Source organism: Pedobacter humicola (assembly GCF_056490705.1).
Genome location: NZ_JBWJIG010000002.1, coordinates 559994 through 577345, shown reverse-complemented (window position 1 = coordinate 577345; position 17352 = coordinate 559994). Strand labels below are relative to the sequence as shown.

Here is a 17352-nt window from a genome sequence, read left to right as displayed (position 1 = left end):
TTTATCTTCAATTTAGAACATGAAAAAATCATATATATTAATCCTGTTGTGTTTTCTTTTTATCCAGAAGGGATTTGCACAATGGCCGGGCAAAAATGAAAGCACCCAGCAGATTTTATTGCCAAATGGATGGAAACTGAGTCCGGCGGGACATTCCCTGCAATTGGGCGATCTGCCTTTAAATATGCAACTAAGCAGTTCGGGTAAATACCTTGCGATTACCAACAACGGTCAGAGCACGCAGTCTTTGCAATTGATTGATGCTAAAACAGAAAAGATTATCGATGAGAAAGTGCTGAGCAAATCATGGTACGGTATTGCTTTTAGTAAAGATGAAAAACACCTTTATGCTTCAGGGGGTAATGATAACTGGATTTTGGATTTTAATATCCAGAACGACAAACTGGTTAAAAGCGATACGATTAAACTGGGTCCGATCTGGCCAAAGGGAAAAATCAGTCCGGCAGGTATTGTGGTCAATAAAAACAATACTAAACTTTATACTGTAACTAAGGAGGACAGCAGTTTATACATTATCAACCCTGTTGAAAAGCAGATCCTGAAAAAAATCCAGCTTCCGGCAATCGCTTATAGCTGTGTTCTGTCAACAGATGAAAGCAAACTCTTTGTATCGCTCTGGGGAGGTAAATCTATTGCGGTGATCGATCTGGCTGCCGAAAGCATCTCAAAACTGATTCCGGTAGGTGATCACCCGAACGAGCTTTTACTCAATAAAAAAGGGAATATCCTCTTTGTAGCCAATGCCAACGATAATACGGTTTCGGTAATTAATACTTTGAACAATAAAGTAATCGAAACCATTGCCACCACACTTTATGCTACGCAGTTAACGGGTTCGACGACCAACGGTTTGGCTTTGAGCAGCAATGAGAAAACGTTATACATTGCCAATGCAGATAACAATTGTCTGGCTGTTTTTGATGTAAGCAGGCCTGGGGTTAGCCAGAGTCAGGGTTTTATTCCGGTAGGCTGGTACCCAACAAGTGTTAAGGTGCTGGGCGCTAAAATTTTGGTGACCAATGGTAAGGGCAACACTTCTATGGCCAACCCCCAGGGTCCACAACCCATTTCTAAAGTAGATAATAGTGGTTACCACATGGGCAGTACGGCCAACAGCAGGTTACAGTATATTGCCGGTTTGTTTAAAGGTACCTTATCATTTATTGATTCCCCAAAGCCTGAGCAGTTAAAAATATATACCAAACAGGTGTATGCCAATACACCTTTTACCGATAAGCGTACGGTTACTGCCGATGGCGAGAATGGCAATCCTATTCCACGCAAACAAGGCGAAAAATCACCGATTAAACATGTTTTTTATATCATCAAAGAAAACCGGACCTACGATCAGGTACTTGGCGATATGCCAAAAGGAAACGGCGATTCTACTTTGACCCTGTTTGGTAAAAAGATTACGCCTAACCAACATGCTTTTGCCGATAATTATGTGTTGCTCGATAACTTTTATGTTGATGCTGAGGTGAGTGCCGATGGGCACAACTGGAGCATGGCGGCTTACGCCACCGATGTGGTAGAAAAAACCTGGCCAACAAGCTATGGTGCACGGGGCGGGAGCACAACCTTTGAAGGAGGCAGGCCTGTTACCTATCCAAAAGGCGGTTTTATCTGGGATTACTGCCAAAGGGCAGGGGTGAGCTACCGCAGTTATGGTGAGTTTGGCGATTATGGCAAGGCGAATATTAAATCGCTGCAAGGCCATATGTGTGCCGCTTCGCCGGGCTTTGATATGGATATTAAAGATCAGGTGCGGGTAGATGCCTGGCAGCACGATTTCGATTCGCTGTTGGTGGCCGGTGTGGTACCACAGTTTAATACCTTGAGGATTTCGAATGATCATACCAGCGGGCAAAAGAAAGGAAAATACTCTCCACAGGCCGCAGTTGCCGATAACGATTTGGCAGTAGGCCGCATTCTGGAACATCTGTCGCACAGTAAGATCTGGAAAGAGTCGGTGGTTTTTATATTGGAAGATGATGCCCAGAATGGACCCGATCATGTGGATGCGCACCGTTCGCCGGCTTATGTGGTTGGTCCTTATGTTAAAAGAAATACACCTGTACATACAATGTACTCTACTTCGGGCTTTCTACGGACCATGGAGCTTATTTTGGGCCTGCCACCAATGAGCCAGTATGATGCTGCCGCAATGCCGCTTTACGAATGTTTTACCGCTATACCTGACTTTACACCTTATACCGTGTCACAACCGCTGATTGATCTGGATACCAGGAATGTAGCGGTTAACGAAAGCAGTAAACGCTCTGAAATGTTCAATTTTGCCAAAGAAGATTCGGCACCCGATTTGGATTTAAATGAAGTGGTATGGAAGTCGGTTAAGGGCGAGCAATCGGTAATGCCGGCACCAAAGCGGAGTGCATTTGTGATATTGGAGAAAAAGAAAAAGGATGATGATGATTAGTAGTCGGTCATAATTTCCCTATAAGCAAGAGGCAATTTTCATTTAGAAAATTGCCTCTTGCTATTTGGTCCATGGCCTGTGTCCTCACAGGCCATTTGTATAATGACGATTTATTGCCTACAATTTCCAGTCTGGTCTTTCGAAGTGACAGGTATAACCATAAGGGTTTTTCTGTAAATAATCCTGGTGTTCTTCTTCAGCGTTCCAGAAATCAGTTTCCGGAACAACCTCCGTTACAATTTTGCCTGGCCATTTGCCCGAAGCATCCAATTCGGTTATTAATGCTTTCGCAGTTTTTTCCTGTTCTTCGCTATTGAAGAAAATGGCGGAGCGGTAAGAAGTTCCTACATCGTTTCCTTGTCTGTTGCGTGTGCTCGGATCGTGGATCTGGAAGAAATATTCTAATAATTTACGGTAGCTTAAAACAGTTGGATCAAAGGTAACTTCAATGGCTTCGGCATGTGTGCCATGGTTCCGGTAAGTGGCATTGGGAACATCACCACCGGTATAACCTACCACGGTAGAGGTAACACCAGGGTAATGACGGAGCAGTTCTTCTACCCCCCAAAAGCAGCCGCCTGCAAGAATGGCTTTTTCAGTATTCATATATCTTTCCTTTTTTGATTACATAAAGATACGGCGAAGATGTGTAAAAGGAAAGTAAAGAAGGAAGCTGTATAGTTGTATGATTTTATTGATTGTAGAGATTATTACCGTTAGCATAAATGGGTAATATTGCTTTTTCCGCTCTATGCCGCGGAGGCATGGTAGTTTTTCGCAGTTTATGTTGTTTTTTGTGGTGCTCAAGAATGCTGGCGCATTTTGGGCGCCAAAGTACCCAAAACGCTTTGTCAATCCAGCAATGTGGCTTTTCACTGCGCCAAGCTCATCAAAAAAACAGCGGCATTTCGTTTTGTGTTCAATTTATATTAAACCTTGAATTGAGTGCCAAAGAACACAAAACCACTGCGTTTCAGGTTCGGTAGTGCAATTTGCAGTAACTGTATACCTGTTTTTTGATTCTTCAGCCACTTGGGATTGACGGCGTCCTTCGGTAAGGTTAGTGGTTTATTAACGTGAGTTAGCAAAACGCGTTAAAAATATATACCTAAAAAATTTGTTCTAATAATAGCTGCAGACGAAGCTAATTGCCCAAGGCAGTTTTTCATTTTTGTGCTTGCAGGGCGCACAAACCCTAGTTTATAAACCCGACAGCAGCGACAGCCTCCGATTTGAGCACCGGTTTATAGTATATTTTGGTATGCTTGCTTGTTCACAGGTTTTCTATCGGAGCTATAGCGAATGGCGGGACTGCATACCGCCAAGAACCACAAGCCATTCGTTTCCTAATTTCAGGATACACATAATTTCTTTTTCGGTCGGTGGGCCACTAACCGATAGGATGATATGTTATTTATTGTTGAGCCTACCGCTTCACGCGAGACGCCTAGCGATTTACTAATTATTATTGCTGGATTGTTCCTTTGCACTAAACGCTTATCGCTAACCGCCAACCTCAAACTCCATAAAACTCACATTGTTTTTGCGCGAAGAGCTTACGGCGATGCCCTTATCGGCCTTGTCTGTAAAGGTAAAACCTTCGAGTTCGTCAAGCTTATCGGTGTCTATAACTTTAATGACTGATTCTTTCCCGCTGGCAAGGGATTTAGCCAGATCAAGGAAGGTTAATCTCCATTTGCGGCCTTCAATCTGGTTTTGGATTAAAACCAGAATATTTTTATCAGCAATATAATGTAAGTTCTGTACCCATGGCGAGCAGGTAAATTTTTTAAAGACAATTCCCTTTTCACTTGTTTTACTGGCTTTTGATAAAGCTCCTGGATTGTACAAACGCACCTCATTGGCTTTATTGCCATAATCAGCAGTAGCGACGAACCATTTGCCTTTGTAACTTACATATTCGGGCCGTGTACCCTGGATACAGGCATCATCTTCAATGGTTTTAACCAAATTTCCGTCTAATGTTTTCGTCTTTAAAAAACCTTGCCAGTTGATGCAGTTAATCACCGCTTTCCAGACAGTGCCCTCTGCATTTTGCTTTACCGAATTACCCACAAAAGTTGGTAAGCCCTTATGGTAAGCAACGCCTGTTGGATGTTTGATGATGTTTTCGCCTTTAATGGTAAACTTGTATTCCTTACGCTGGTAAACCAAAGTGTCTTTCTGGAGCTGATATTCGCGCATTACCCCCACTTCTCTGTCGCCGTAAAGAAAATACCGTCCATTTTGATAGGAAATGCCCTGGCAGGCGCCTAATGAATCAACCGTAATCGTTTTGGTAATCTTTCCATCTGTTTTATGATATCTGGCTACAAAAAACATTACGATCAGCACTAAAATAGGGTTTAATGTTTTCATCATTTAGGGATCTAAAGGTTCATCAAAATCAATTTGCAAGGATGTGGTATTTAAGTAGAATTCTGATTCGGTATCGCTTAAACGTTTTCCGTTTTTATAAGGATAATAACCGAGTTCTTTTTCGCAGCGCTCGGGCAGCAGATCGGTGATGTTATAGCTCTGCGATTTTACGGTACAGGCTAAACCAGGTTTGTCAACCGGCATCCCGTATCTGAACATCAGCCGGGCACAATTGCGCAGGTTGGTGGTTGTATGGCGGGCATGCGGTTCCATAATAATGGCACTTTCGGGGATTTGAAGGGTTTCCATTAAAAACTTCTTCATTTCATAGGCTTCGCTGAACTTGGTTTTATAAGGGTGAACGCGACCGCCCGATACCACGATAAACGGTGCTACGCCTTTTTTATACTGGATGGCTGCTAAGCGGCAGCGGATCATTCCACCTGCACTGAGCGCAACCTCTTTTTCCTCCGGACCAGCACCGGGAACCAAAATCACACTGTATGGATATTTCTTCCAGTCTGTTTTTTTGATCTGGTTAAATACAGCAAGGTTTACACCTTTGGCCATCGGCTCGTAATCGGCGGCATCATTGCGTTCGTTCAGTTCCAAAGCTTCCAGTGCAAATAACAGGGCAGGTTCAAAGAAGAGCTTATCATTGCTTTGCAAAGCTAACAACGCACTGGCCGAGGTAAGTTCTGCAAACGCTGCATCTTCAAGGCTAAAACTGATCGAATCTATTTTGGGATAATTGGGCTTATTTCCTTCCACGTAAACACCAATGGCATAATTTATGGCATGGGCATCCTGTTCCCATGCTTTAATTAAAAGGGTTTTGGGCTGTTCTTTGGTAAACATGGCATAACAACCTGAAGGGATGAGATGCTTTGTTACCAAATTCCCCAAAGGATTATTTTCTGTGTAAAGCAGGGCCAAACGGTTTCCAATACGGGCTATTTCCTCATTGCTGAATTTCAAAGCTTTGGCGTAACAGGCAATATCTGTTCTACATGTTTTAACGGCCTCATTTACCTGTACTGCTTTGGAGCTATACATACGGCTTAACGCCGTATCTGTGTTCAGCATTTTGCGCAGCTCGGGCAATTGCTGGAAAAGCGTAAGCAGGTAATAATTTTTGTACTGCACTTCGTTTCTGGTCTTGATTAGCTGATAAGACTGTTGCGGTACATCCTGTGCAGATAAGCCCTGGCAGAACAGGCAGAGCAAAAGGAAAGGATAGAGGGATTTCATCTCAAGGTTTTGGAAGCAAATTACAGACAGGCCATTAAAGAAACATTAAGGGGATGTTATGCTTTAATGTTTAGTAAACCGATTTAGTATGGTTTAGAATGCACTTAATATTAATTTAAAGTACCTGTACCGATTGGTGTAAAGAGTTAACACAGGGGATACATCGTGTTAAAAGTACACTTATAATTTTGCGGCTGTAGAACGCTCAAAAAATTACTCATTAACCTTAACGGATAAGCCTATGTAAATGTGAAAATCTACGCTTCTACTTAAAACAAAATCCCAATTATATTTCAAAACCATTACTAAGAACAAAAAGATGACATCATTTTTTTTAACCGCAAGTATAAAAAGTGCTTGCAGGAAATTGCTTTTGCCTTTAGGCTTACTGGCCATCTGTAACTCCAGTGCAATTGCAATAAACCACGAAGTAGTTGCTTCGGGTTTGCACAATAAAGCATTTGCCACGGTAAGCGGAACAGTTACCGATCAAAATAACCAGCCTTTACCTGGCGTGAGTGTTTTCGAAAAGAAAACAAAAAAAACAACCATAACTGATCCGAATGGTAAATACTCCATTTCGGTTGAGGAGGGGGCAGTTTTAGTATTCTCTTATATCGGTTACGATAACCAGGAAGTTGTGGTTAACGGCCGTCAGAATATTAATGTTACTTTAAAAGAAAGCAGCAATACCCTAAATGAGGTTGTGGCCATCGGTTATCAGAAGATCCGGAAATCGGACGTAACGGGTGCCATCAGCAGTGTTAAGGCCAGCGAAATGAATTTAACTTCTCCTACGGTTGGTCAGGCATTGGTGGGTAAGGTTGCGGGTGTACAGGTATCGCAAACCAGTGGCGCGCCATATTCGGGTACCAAAATCAGGGTGCGGGGTATCGGTTCGATTAACGCCAGTTCTGATCCTTTATATGTAATTGATGGTTATCCTGCAGGAAACAACGTATCCATCAATCCGGAGGATATCGAAACCATCGACATTTTAAAGGATGCGGCTTCTGCTGCCATTTATGGGTCAAGAGCCTCGGGTGGGGTAGTGTTAATTACCACCAAGAGAGGTACTGATGGAAAAGGAAAGTTTGAATATGATGTTCAGGGTGGTGTTTCTCAGTTGGCTAAAAAAGTAAAACTATTGGATGCCAACCAGTTTATCCAGCTGTTAATAGACGGACGTAACAATGCCTATAAAGATTTATGGGTAAACGCGGGCAAAACCTGGAACGACACGATGTTTGGCGATAACAATGCTACCCGTATTGCCAATGTGGGTAACGGAAGTAGTGTGAGTATCCCGGCCGATCTTTATAATTTCAGTACGCAACAGGCTATCCCTGCTGCCTATAATACCGATTGGCAGGATGAGCTTTATCGCAATGCAGCTTTTCAGCGTCATAACCTTTCCTTTTCGGGGGGTACCAAAGATGTAAAATACTTTTTAAGCGGCGGTTACCAGAACAACGATGGTATTGTAACCAACACCAACCAAAAGGTAACCAACTTTAGGGGTAATATTGATGGCAAGGTGAGCGAACGCTTACGTGTGGGCGCAAATATTTCGTATACACAGAACGATAACCGCGAAGTGCGTGAAGGTCGTTACGATTTGAGCCCGATGATGTCGGCATTGATTTATCTCCCTTACCTGCCAGCGAGAGACGTTAACGGAAATCCGATTCAGTTTGGAATGGGGGCTTTAGCTTCTCAGTACGGTATTCAAAATCCTGAGAATCCTTTGGCTACAGTCGAACAAGTGAAAATTACCAGAAAGGGTGCAAGAAGTACCTATAATGCCAATGCCACTTATAGCATATTGGATGGATTGGATTTTAAAGCCAATCTGGGTACACAAACGTATAATGAAAAATATGATTTTTATCTGCCAACCAGCTTAAGTAATGGTAATAATCCACCTTATTCTACTGCTTCGATAACGGCGGCGAATGCCATAGCGCAAACCCTTAGCCAGGTTGATCAGCTTGGTGAGTTTACCTTAAACTACAATAAAACTTTTGGGAAGCATAAAATTGATGTGCTTGGGGGATATTCTGCACAAAAAACTACAAGTGATTTAATCAGAATTTCAGCCAGCGGTTTCCAGAATGATAAAATTGGTGAAATTACTGACAAAGGTGCTGATGCAGGCTTTCTGACTTTGATTACCGATGGAGCAAATAAAACGGCTAAAGCCACCAATACCTTACTTTCCTATTTCGGGCGCTTCAGTTATAATTATGCTGGAAAATACTTTTTAACCGGTTCCTTCCGCCGTGATGGATCATCAAGGTTTGGTCCGTTAAACAAATATGGTAATTTCCCTTCGGTAGCCGCAGGATGGAATCTTTCGGAAGAAGATTTCTACAACAGTTTTCTTGGCGAACAATCAACCGTTAAGTTAAGGGCAAGCTGGGGATTGAGTGGTAACAACAACATTCCGAATTACAGAACTGCGCAGGAAATGAGTGCACCTGGCGGTGTGGTTTTTGGAAATGCGATTTCGACGGCGATCTGGCCAAATGCCATCCAGGATCCAAAACTGGGATGGGAATCTACTTCTCAATATAATTTTGGTACCGATATCAACCTGTTCAAAAACCGCCTAAGTATTATCGCCAATTATTATCTGAGTTATTCGTACAATTTGTTGTTTAACCAACCAATTTCAGCAGTATCGGGTACGTCATCAATCTTGACCAACCTTGCTGACAGTAAAATCCGCAATAAAGGTTTCGATCTACAGTTGGATGGGCGAATTATCCAAAACCAGGATTTTACCCTTGGCCTTAGCGGAAACATTGCTGTTAACCGCAATAAAGTATTAAATATGGGTGGTGCAAGTACCATCTTAACCAATGGTGCAGAACGTTCGTATTTAACTCACATTACACAAGAAGGACAGCCAGTAGGGATGTTCTACGGATTTAAAGCTTTAGGTCGGATTACTGCCGATAATTTAGGCAAAGTTGCCCCATCGGCATCTGCTACCAACCCGGCAAAAATTGGTGACTTATACTTTCAGGATACTGACGGGAATGGTATAGTTAACGATGCCGACAAAACCGTGATCGGTACACCATACCCTAAGTTTACCTATGGTTTTGCTTTAAATACTTCTTACAAAACCTTCGATTTAAGGGCATCGTTCAACGGATCGTATGGGAACCAGGTACTGGATGGACAGGATTACTACCTGTATAATTTCGAAGGTTCCGGAAACCAATATGTTGAAGTTGCCGACCGTTACAGAAATGAAGCCAATCCGGGCAGTGGTTTAAACTACCGTGCCTCGCGTGCAGGTACGCAAAGTAACAGTACCCGTTTATCATCTTTCTATATTCAGGATGGATCTTATTTCAGGTGTACCAATATTACTTTAGGTTACAGTTTTCCTAAACAACTCGCCAATACCCTTAAGGTGAGTAATATCCGCGTTTATGCGAGTGTTGATAATGCTTTTACCATTACCGATTATAAGGGTTATAACCCAGAGGTTGATTATAGCGGAGGGTCTAATTTAACTCCAGGTGTAGATTATGGTAACTATCCTTTGGCAAGAGCATATAACTTAGGTATTAAACTTACTTTTTAGAATTAAGAAAATGAAGAACAATATTTATACAATTTTAGCCCTGGGCGCAATTTTAACCCTTGGTGCATGTAAAAAGGATTTTTTAGATCAGAATAATCCAAACGCGGTTACCGTTGAAGACTACTTTAAAACTGAAAACGATGTGTTGCTGGCCGTAAATGGTGCTTACCAATCGTTAAGAAGTAGCAATACGCTTGGCGAAAATAGCGGTCTGTTTACAGATGAACGCTCTGACGATGCCGGAAGAAATGATAACCAAAGTAATGCGGGTGAACCTTTCCAGTTTAACGATTTCTTTTTATTGCCAAGTAACTCTTATTTAAAAGCACACTGGCTGGCGCTTTTCAATGCCATTACCCGAAGCAACGTCATTTTATCGAATATTGATAAGGTACCTTTTACAACACCTGCGAATAAGGTTAACTACATTGCCGAAGCCAAATTTATAAGGGCCATTATGTATTTCGAACTGGTAAGAAAATGGGGTCCTGTACCTTTGGTTACCAAACAATTAAATAATACTGAGGAGGTTACCGCGGCAACTTTCCGCGTACCCGAGGCTGATGTGTACAACCAGATTGTTGCCGATTTAAAGGACGGTTTAAACAGTACGTTGCCGAATTTTCAGACCTCGGCCAACATCGGAAGGACTTCTAAAGCTGCAATTAATGCTTATTTGGGTAAGGTTTATTTAACTATGGCGGCAACTTTACCAGCTAATAAAGCCGAAAATCTCACGAATGCGAACACTTACCTATTAGCGGCTTACAACATGAAAACTTTTGGGAATTTATCCGAAATCCCTTATGTTGATGTTTTTGATGTAGCCAAGAAAATGACCTGCAAAGAGCTGATTTTCCAGATTTCTTATAAGCAAGGTGATGTAAATTACAGTTCGAGCATTGCGGCAAACAACCAGGCAAAAGGCGAATTGATTAATTCATTAAAGGTATCTACCGGTATTGGAGGTAATGTAAAGTTAGATCTGATCAATGAGTATGAAGCAAATGATTTAAGGAAAGATTTCTCTGTTAAGTTTGCCAATGAGCAGACAGTAAAAGATTGGTTTATCACCAAATTCCGCGATGCGAGTGAATTAGCCACCAAGAACGGTTATGGAGGTAACGACTGGATATTGATGCGCTATGCCGATGTAATTTTAATGCTTGCTGAGGTAAACATGTTGCAGGGCAACGATGCCGTGGCTATCCAATATCTGGATATGGTGAGGGCAAGGGCTGGAATGCCATTATACGCTGTAGCCAAAACAGATGCTACTTATGCATCTAAATTCCCCACTTTAAAGCTGGCTATTTTGCACGAGCGCAGGTCGGAATTCGCTTTTGAGCATCAAAGATGGTTCGATTTGATCAGGAATTTTACCGCTGCGGAACTGGTTACTTATTTAAAGGCTAAACCACAATCATCATATGGCATTGCTAAACTGGCTAACGTAACCATTAAAGACAGGTATTATCCTATTCCTTTTGATGAGGTGAAATTAGATCCGGTAAAGATGTATCAGAATCCGGGATACTAAACTAGAAAAAAAATATAAGCAAAGCGGGCTGATCAATGATCAGCCCGCTTTTTAGTTTGAGTTTGGAGTATTGAGTTTGGAATGTTTTAAAGTTGCCTCAAAAAAATATATGATCGCATTACAAATGCGAATCTCACGAATCCTCGTTACAAACGAGGACTATATTGATAGCAGATCGCATGATGCACATTGCAGTAAGTCTTCTCTCTTAGTCCTTTCCCTTTCAGGGGAAAGGTGTCGATAGGCGGATAGAGGTAGTAAGAAGTTTTTGAATTCGCAGTAAGGAGTTTTGAAGTCGCATTGTGCTTGATTATTGCCCGAAATTGTTAAGCAAAAGCGAAATTAAAAATCCAAAGTTTACCTTTTCGGATATGTTTATCTTCTTTGAACCGGATAGCTATAAAATTGTTTACAGGGAATGGTTAATGGCCGGATTAGAACATAAGCTCGATCTGGATTGGGACCAGTATGTTGCCGCGTTTTACGAAAATACCATGAAAATGCTGGAGGCCTGCTGGCTGATCCACGAACGTCTGATCACTAAAAACAGTTTTAAAAGTAGCGATCGCTATTGCCATATGGCCATGTTCGAAAGTACATCGCCATTGGCTTTCGATCAGGAATTATTTGAAAATCCGTTTAAGGTTATTGAATTTTTCTTTAGTTTGGATAACCTTGCGGGACATAAAGCCTATCTGAAAAACTGGTATAAAACCGCACTTTCGGAAGGGAATCGCATAAATGATGTTGCCGATTATTTTTTCCTGTATAACCAGTTTACAAAACTGCTCAACGCGGGATATTTAATCGCAGAAAAACAACTCAAATATCAGCACACCCTGCCCGAAGATTTGGTCAGCGATCCTTTTGTTGAGGATATAGAGCCGCCACATGCTTTACATGAAGTAAATACCTTACCTGCCGAACATGTAGAAAACCCTTACCGCTTTGCAGAGCATTTCTTTGTTCCTGAAAAAATTAAACAGTTACGCCTGGGTCTGCTAGAGTGGTTATATGCTGCTTTCAGCAATAAGAGCAGCATTAAGCTGATGGACAAGGAATTTTTATTTGAGCAATATGAGGCCTTGATGATGATGATGGAAGCTTTTTTTGTGATGATCAATAACCCTTCGATAAATGATGATGAAATGGAAAGGAGTTATTATGCGGAATAAATTTTTAAACCTGAGCCATGATGCGGTAACAGATGAAGAAGTGATGCGTTTATTAAAAGACATTACGGCTGTGGTGCCTGTGCAGTATATTTATCTACAAACCGACTTTTTTTTGGAGGTAAGGCGCTAAAGGAAATGTTGATTATGGTTGAGTTTAAACAGGTGCGTATTTTAAACGAACTCACACCCGTACTAAACATTGTATTTAACGGGCAAACCGAATTTGCTTACCGGCTTTTCCATGTGCATGAGGTGGAGCAGGCCCTGCAGGAGGGAAGTCTGTTTTTTTACTATGCCACCAATTTTCGGAATTGCTTGTATAGTAAACCTGCAAGTTATCTGGACAGTGGGATACCCAAATCCATTGCCGGGCGTGTTAGGGCCAACTATCGGCACGAAGTTAATAAGGCCAATAAATTTTTGACGGGGGCAAAGTTCTATTATAAACAGCAAAATTTCGAATACTGCACTTTTATGCTGCACCAGGTTTTCGATCTGATGTTTCGGGCCATCAAAGTACTGGTAATGGGGAAGGATAAAAAAACGCATCGCATTAATGCGCATCAATTGTATGTTAAAGGCTATGTAAAACCGCTTGCTGAACTGTTTAGTAATGATGAAGAAGAGCTTTGTCTTTTACATCTGCTTGATGAAGCCTATCTGGCCGTTCGCTACGAAAACGATTATAAAATTAGTGAACCCGATGTGGTACGACTGTTTGAAAAGTAGATTTATTGTACCACGTTGCAGAACAGGTTTATCAGGGGGTGATGAACAATCATTTTGATCAGCAGGTTACTGAAATGCGGGTGGGTTAATCGTTAGCAATAAACTCACTCGGTGTTTTGCCGAAATGTTTTTTAAACTCTGAACTAAAATATTTCCGGTCGCTAAAGCCTACCGAATAGGCAATTTCAGTTATGTTTCCGGTGCCCTGTTTAAGCAATTGCGCTGCCCGTTTGATACGTAATGATTTGATAAAGTCGTTTACCGAAAGATCGGTTAATGCCCTTATTTTTTTATAGAGTACCGGCTGGCTCATGCCAATTTCTGATGCCAGGGTAGGTACGTCAAAATCAGGATCGGCGATGCGGTCTTCGATTACCTGTATAATTTTATTTAAAAAGTTTTGCTCTGTGGTATTGATCACCATGTTTTTAGGCTCGAGCGTAATTACCTGCGCAAACTTTTGTTTAATGGTTTCGCGTGCATTGAGGAGGTTCTGGATGTTCAGCTCCAGTATTTTTAGGTTAAATGGTTTCATAATGTAAGCATCGGCACCATTTTCGAAACCGTTGATCTGGTGCACATAAGCCGACCTCGCCGTTAATAAAACCACTGGGATATGGCTTGTTCTTTCGTCGGTTTTAAGTTTCCTGCACAATTCGAGGCCATCCATCACAGGCATCATTACATCACTGATAATGAGATCAGGAATCAGATCAAGGGCACACTCAAGTCCGGTAGCACCATTTTCCTGTTCAAATATGTTGTAGGATTGATGTAAAGACTGTTTGATAAAAGTTCTTACATCTTCGTTATCCTCTACCAGTAAAATGTTATGTTTTTTACCGGCATTAGCGGTATCCGTTGCAATGTTTACTGCTGTAACAGGCTCTGAAGACAATGGAGCGGTATGGAGGTTATAGTTTAAAGCATCGTCATAATACACATAATCGGCTATAAATTCGGATGGATTAAAATGTGCTTTTCCTGTTTTTAAACTTACGGTAAAACAGGTTGCACCAAAAGCCTGATCGTTTTTTGGTGTGCTTTTAAAAGTGATCTCGCCACGGTGCAGTTCTACAATGCTTTTAGAGAAGGATAAGCCTAAACCCGTGCCAATGGTGGTAGCGGTATTGCCCTGATAAAAATTGGTAAACAGATTGGCCTGGCTTTCCAATGGGATGCCTTTGCCGTTGTCGCAGATCTGGATATAAACCAACTGATTTTCCTGCAGGATTTTTAAGGTGATTTTCCCATTCGCGGGCGTAAACTTAAAAGCATTGGAAAGCAGGTTGAACAATACCTTTTCCATTTGAACTTTATCGAAATACAATTCGATTGTTGGCTGTCTGGTTTCGAAAACGTAATCAATGTTTTTTGCAATGGCCATGTTCTGGAAAGCCAGAAATATTTCCCTGCAGAATTTTACGATATCGCCAGGGCTAACGTGCAGCGCCATTTTCCCGCTTTCGGCTTTTCTAAAATCAAGCAGTTCGGTAACGAGGTTCATTAAACGGTCGGCATTGTTTTTAATCGGTTGTAAATCTCTGTTGCGGGCAGGATCGTCTTTTGCGTTTTCGATCAACTTATCCAATGGGCCAACAATGAGCGTTAATGGCGTACGGATTTCGTGAGAAATATTGGTGAAAAATTCGAGTTTATGCTCATTAATCTCTTTCTCTTTCTTCAATACGGCTTTAATTAATAAATAGCGGACAAACACAAAAGATATGCCTGCAAAAAGACAGAAATAAAAGAGGTAGGCCCACCAGGTTCTGTAAAATGGCGGATTTACCGTAATGCTGATCTTCCGGATGTTGGCGCTCTGAACGCCATCATTATTAACGCCTTTAACCATAAAGGTGTAGTTGCCCGGAGGGAGACTGGTATAAGCAGCGGTTGGGACATTTACCTCGTTCCAGTTTTTTTCGAAACCATCTAGTTTATATGTGTAACGGTTTTTCTCTGGCTTGATAAAATTTAAGAGGGCAAAACTTAAACTGAATGTATTCTGATCGCTCGCAAAAACGAGTTTATCCTTTAAACCAATATTCTTATCGAGCAAACCATCATCTGCATTAATTTTTACTGGCTTGTTATCTACTTTTAAGCCGGTAATGACAAGTGTGGCGGCTTTGTTATTGGTTTGTATGCGGTTGGGGTAAAAGCTAATAAAACCGTTATAACCGCCAAAAAACATTTCACCATCGGTGCTTTTAAAAAAAGCATTGGCATTAAATTCGTTTCCCGGAAGGCCGTCGGCAATGGTATAGTTTTTAAAGGTTTTGTTTTTCCGGTTAAACATCGACAGGCCATTGGCGGTACTGACCCAAAGGTTGCCATTGTCATCTTCCAGAACACCGAGCACATTGTCGTTCGGTAAACCATTTTTTACGGTGTAGTAAATAACTTTATTTGTTTTTTGATCGTAGCGGATGAGCCCTCTGTTATTGGTGCAGATATAAATTTCTTTATTCTTTGTTTCTGTAATGCCGTTTACATAATAATCGGCAGGTTTTTTGGTCTGGGCATCGCACAAGGTATAAAACTCTTTTTTTTCTATATTATAAATGCAAAACCCGTTCGTGGTTCCAAAGTAAACGCGGTCGGTGACCATTAAAGCTTTCACTATTGCAGCACCCAAAAAAATGGCGGGCAGCTTAAAGTTGTAGAACTTTGTTTTGTCAGGATTGGAAATTTTAATGCCATTGCGCTGAGTGGCTACGTACAGCGTGGCATAGCGATCTTCGGCTACGGCGGTAATTTCGTCGGGTACATCTTCCTGATGTGCGCTGAAATTGAAACTCTTAAACGTACGGTTTTTGCTATCGTAAACGTTAAGACCGCCCGAATGTGTACCGATCCAGAGTTTTCCCTTCTGATCGAGTATAATTTTTTTGATCAGGTTCGATTTGATCGAGTTGCTCCCGCCGTCGTTTTTAAAAGCGGTAAAGGTATTTGCCGATCTGTTGAAATAATTTAATCCGCCACCTTCGGTTCCGATCCAGAGGTTTTTATTTTCATCTTCGGCAAAAGCACTTACCACGTTGTTGTTAATGCTGGAGGTATTTTTGTTGGTGCTGTAAATGCCAAAGGCGGTAGTGTATGGATAGTTGATGTTTACGCCACCAAAATAAGTGCCCGCCCAAATGGAGCCGTTCTGGTCTTTATACAGCCGGTGAACCGAATTCTGGCTCAGGCTTTTTTTGTTGTCGGGATCGTACTGTAAGTTTACGCAATTGAAACTCCGGGTATCCATTACACTGATCCCATCCAATGTACCTATCCACAATTTGCCTGCATCATCCAATACCATGGTGCGGATGGTGTTGTTTACAAGCGAATTTTTTTGACCATCGGAGTGTTTAAAATTCTTAAAGGTTTTTGTGGTAGGGTTAAAAAGGTTCAGGCCATTATCCTGTGTACTTATCCAGAGTTTATTTTGTGCATCTTGAATTATCCCGGTAATATAATTTTCGCTGATATCGCCCGGTTTCCCCTGATTTTTAAAAACAATTGTCTGGTAAACTCCGTTTTTCGGGGTCATTTTTAATAGGCCATTGGACGTTCCTACCCAGATATTTCCTTCGCGGTCCTGCTTTACGGTTCTGATGTTATGGTATATTCCATCCTTAAGTTTGTCACTAAAGAAAATCTTTATTTTCGAGGTATCTCCATTAACAAGAAGGTTCAAGCCATTTAAGGTGCCAATCCAGACATTCCCTTTTTGATCTTCGGTAATGCAGTTGACCATATTGTTGCTGAGGCCTTTTGGCCGGGCGGTAATGCGTTCGAAATTGTCGGTTGTTTCATTATACCTGTTTAAACCCGTATTGGTGCCTACCCATAAATTTTGGTGTGAATCGGATAAAAGACTCACCACGTAATTGTTCGATATAGAAAGAGGGTCGGTATTGGAAGATTGATAAACTTTAACATTGTATCCATCGTAGCGGTTTAGGCCGTTACGGGTACCGAACCACATATATCCTTTTTTATCCTGGCAGATGGCCAGTACGGAAGTTTGCGAAAGGCCTTTTTCTATTCCGAGGTGATCGAAGAGGATGGGCTGCTGGCATAGGCCTGGCCTTACAGCTCCTAAAATCAGGATTGCACTGAGCAAAGATTTCAAGAAGGCTGTAGGCATGGGATAATTGGTTATATGGGTTACTGGCAATCTAAATTATGGTTTAAAAGCATTTTTGCCAAATATTTAGAA

At 41.6% G+C, this 17352-nt stretch carries 10 protein-coding genes; 6 read left to right on the top strand and 4 right to left on the bottom strand.

The window, feature by feature from the left end; all coding sequences use genetic code 11:
• The first annotated feature begins 19 nt into the window (after positions 1–19).
• Positions 20–2461 (top strand): bifunctional YncE family protein/alkaline phosphatase family protein, encoded by a 2442-nt coding sequence (locus AC04Q1_RS05910; RefSeq protein ID WP_478362747.1) that lies wholly within the window; start codon positions 20–22, stop codon positions 2459–2461.
• Between the two features lie 117 nt (positions 2462–2578).
• Here the strand turns inward: AC04Q1_RS05910 and msrA are convergent, their stop codons facing one another.
• The 3 genes from msrA to AC04Q1_RS05895 form a co-directional block, all read right to left on the bottom strand.
• The gene (gene msrA / locus AC04Q1_RS05905) at positions 2579–3067 is read right to left on the bottom strand and encodes a peptide-methionine (S)-S-oxide reductase MsrA (RefSeq protein WP_478362745.1); all 489 of its coding nucleotides are present in this window, start codon (positions 3065–3067) and stop codon (positions 2579–2581) included.
• 897 nt (positions 3068–3964) lie between these two features.
• Complete coding sequence (locus tag AC04Q1_RS05900) at positions 3965–4843, bottom strand: hypothetical protein (RefSeq protein WP_478362743.1); 879 nt, start codon at positions 4841–4843, stop codon at positions 3965–3967.
• Complete coding sequence (locus AC04Q1_RS05895) at positions 4844–6091, bottom strand: YdcF family protein (protein WP_478362741.1); 1248 nt, start codon at positions 6089–6091, stop codon at positions 4844–4846.
• A gap of 319 nt (positions 6092–6410) precedes the next feature.
• Between AC04Q1_RS05895 and AC04Q1_RS05890 the strand changes: the two genes are divergently transcribed.
• The 5 genes from AC04Q1_RS05890 to AC04Q1_RS05870 all read left to right on the top strand — a co-directional run bounded on the left by AC04Q1_RS05890 (position 6411) and on the right by AC04Q1_RS05870 (position 13136).
• Positions 6411–9692 carry a SusC/RagA family TonB-linked outer membrane protein gene (locus AC04Q1_RS05890; RefSeq protein ID WP_478362739.1) on the top strand — a complete coding sequence of 1094 codons (3282 nt, stop codon included), beginning with the start codon at positions 6411–6413 and terminating at the stop codon, positions 9690–9692.
• A gap of 10 nt (positions 9693–9702) precedes the next feature.
• Positions 9703–11232, top strand: a complete 1530-nt coding sequence (locus AC04Q1_RS05885) for a RagB/SusD family nutrient uptake outer membrane protein (protein WP_478362737.1) — start codon at positions 9703–9705, stop codon at positions 11230–11232.
• A gap of 371 nt (positions 11233–11603) precedes the next feature.
• A complete protein-coding gene (locus tag AC04Q1_RS05880) occupies positions 11604–12407 on the top strand; it encodes a hypothetical protein (protein WP_478362734.1) in 804 nt (267 codons plus the stop codon).
• Positions 12397–12537: a hypothetical protein gene (locus tag AC04Q1_RS05875; protein ID WP_478362732.1), complete on the top strand. Its 141-nt coding sequence runs from the start codon at positions 12397–12399 to the stop codon at positions 12535–12537. Before AC04Q1_RS05880 ends, AC04Q1_RS05875 begins: the two co-directional genes overlap by 11 nt.
• Before the next feature lie 14 nt (positions 12538–12551).
• On the top strand, positions 12552–13136 hold the full coding sequence (locus AC04Q1_RS05870) for a HEPN domain-containing protein (protein WP_478362730.1): 585 nt from the start codon (positions 12552–12554) through the stop codon (positions 13134–13136).
• A gap of 85 nt (positions 13137–13221) precedes the next feature.
• Here AC04Q1_RS05870 and AC04Q1_RS05865 read toward each other — a convergent pair whose 3' ends face one another.
• Entirely contained in the window at positions 13222–17280 is a 4059-nt protein-coding gene (locus AC04Q1_RS05865; protein WP_478362728.1) for a hybrid sensor histidine kinase/response regulator transcription factor, read from the bottom strand.
• Positions 17281–17352: the final 72 nt, after the last annotated feature.

Bases quoted from the DNA above. Each gene is read 5' to 3' on its own strand.
- AC04Q1_RS05865 (WP_478362728.1), bottom strand. From the start codon at position 17,280: ATGCCTACAGCCTTCTTGAAATCTTTGCTCAGTGCAATCCTGATTTTA.
- AC04Q1_RS05910 (WP_478362747.1), top strand. From the start codon at position 20: ATGAAAAAATCATATATATTAATCCTGTTGTGTTTTCTTTTTATCCAG.
- AC04Q1_RS05900 (WP_478362743.1), bottom strand. From the start codon at position 4,843: ATGATGAAAACATTAAACCCTATTTTAGTGCTGATCGTAATGTTTTTT.
- AC04Q1_RS05890 (WP_478362739.1), top strand. From the start codon at position 6,411: ATGACATCATTTTTTTTAACCGCAAGTATAAAAAGTGCTTGCAGGAAA.
- AC04Q1_RS05895 (WP_478362741.1), bottom strand. From the start codon at position 6,091: ATGAAATCCCTCTATCCTTTCCTTTTGCTCTGCCTGTTCTGCCAGGGC.
- msrA (WP_478362745.1), bottom strand. From the start codon at position 3,067: ATGAATACTGAAAAAGCCATTCTTGCAGGCGGCTGCTTTTGGGGGGTA.
- AC04Q1_RS05885 (WP_478362737.1), top strand. From the start codon at position 9,703: ATGAAGAACAATATTTATACAATTTTAGCCCTGGGCGCAATTTTAACC.
- AC04Q1_RS05875 (WP_478362732.1), top strand. From the start codon at position 12,397: ATGCGGAATAAATTTTTAAACCTGAGCCATGATGCGGTAACAGATGAA.
- AC04Q1_RS05880 (WP_478362734.1), top strand. From the start codon at position 11,604: ATGTTTATCTTCTTTGAACCGGATAGCTATAAAATTGTTTACAGGGAA.
- AC04Q1_RS05870 (WP_478362730.1), top strand. From the start codon at position 12,552: ATGGTTGAGTTTAAACAGGTGCGTATTTTAAACGAACTCACACCCGTA.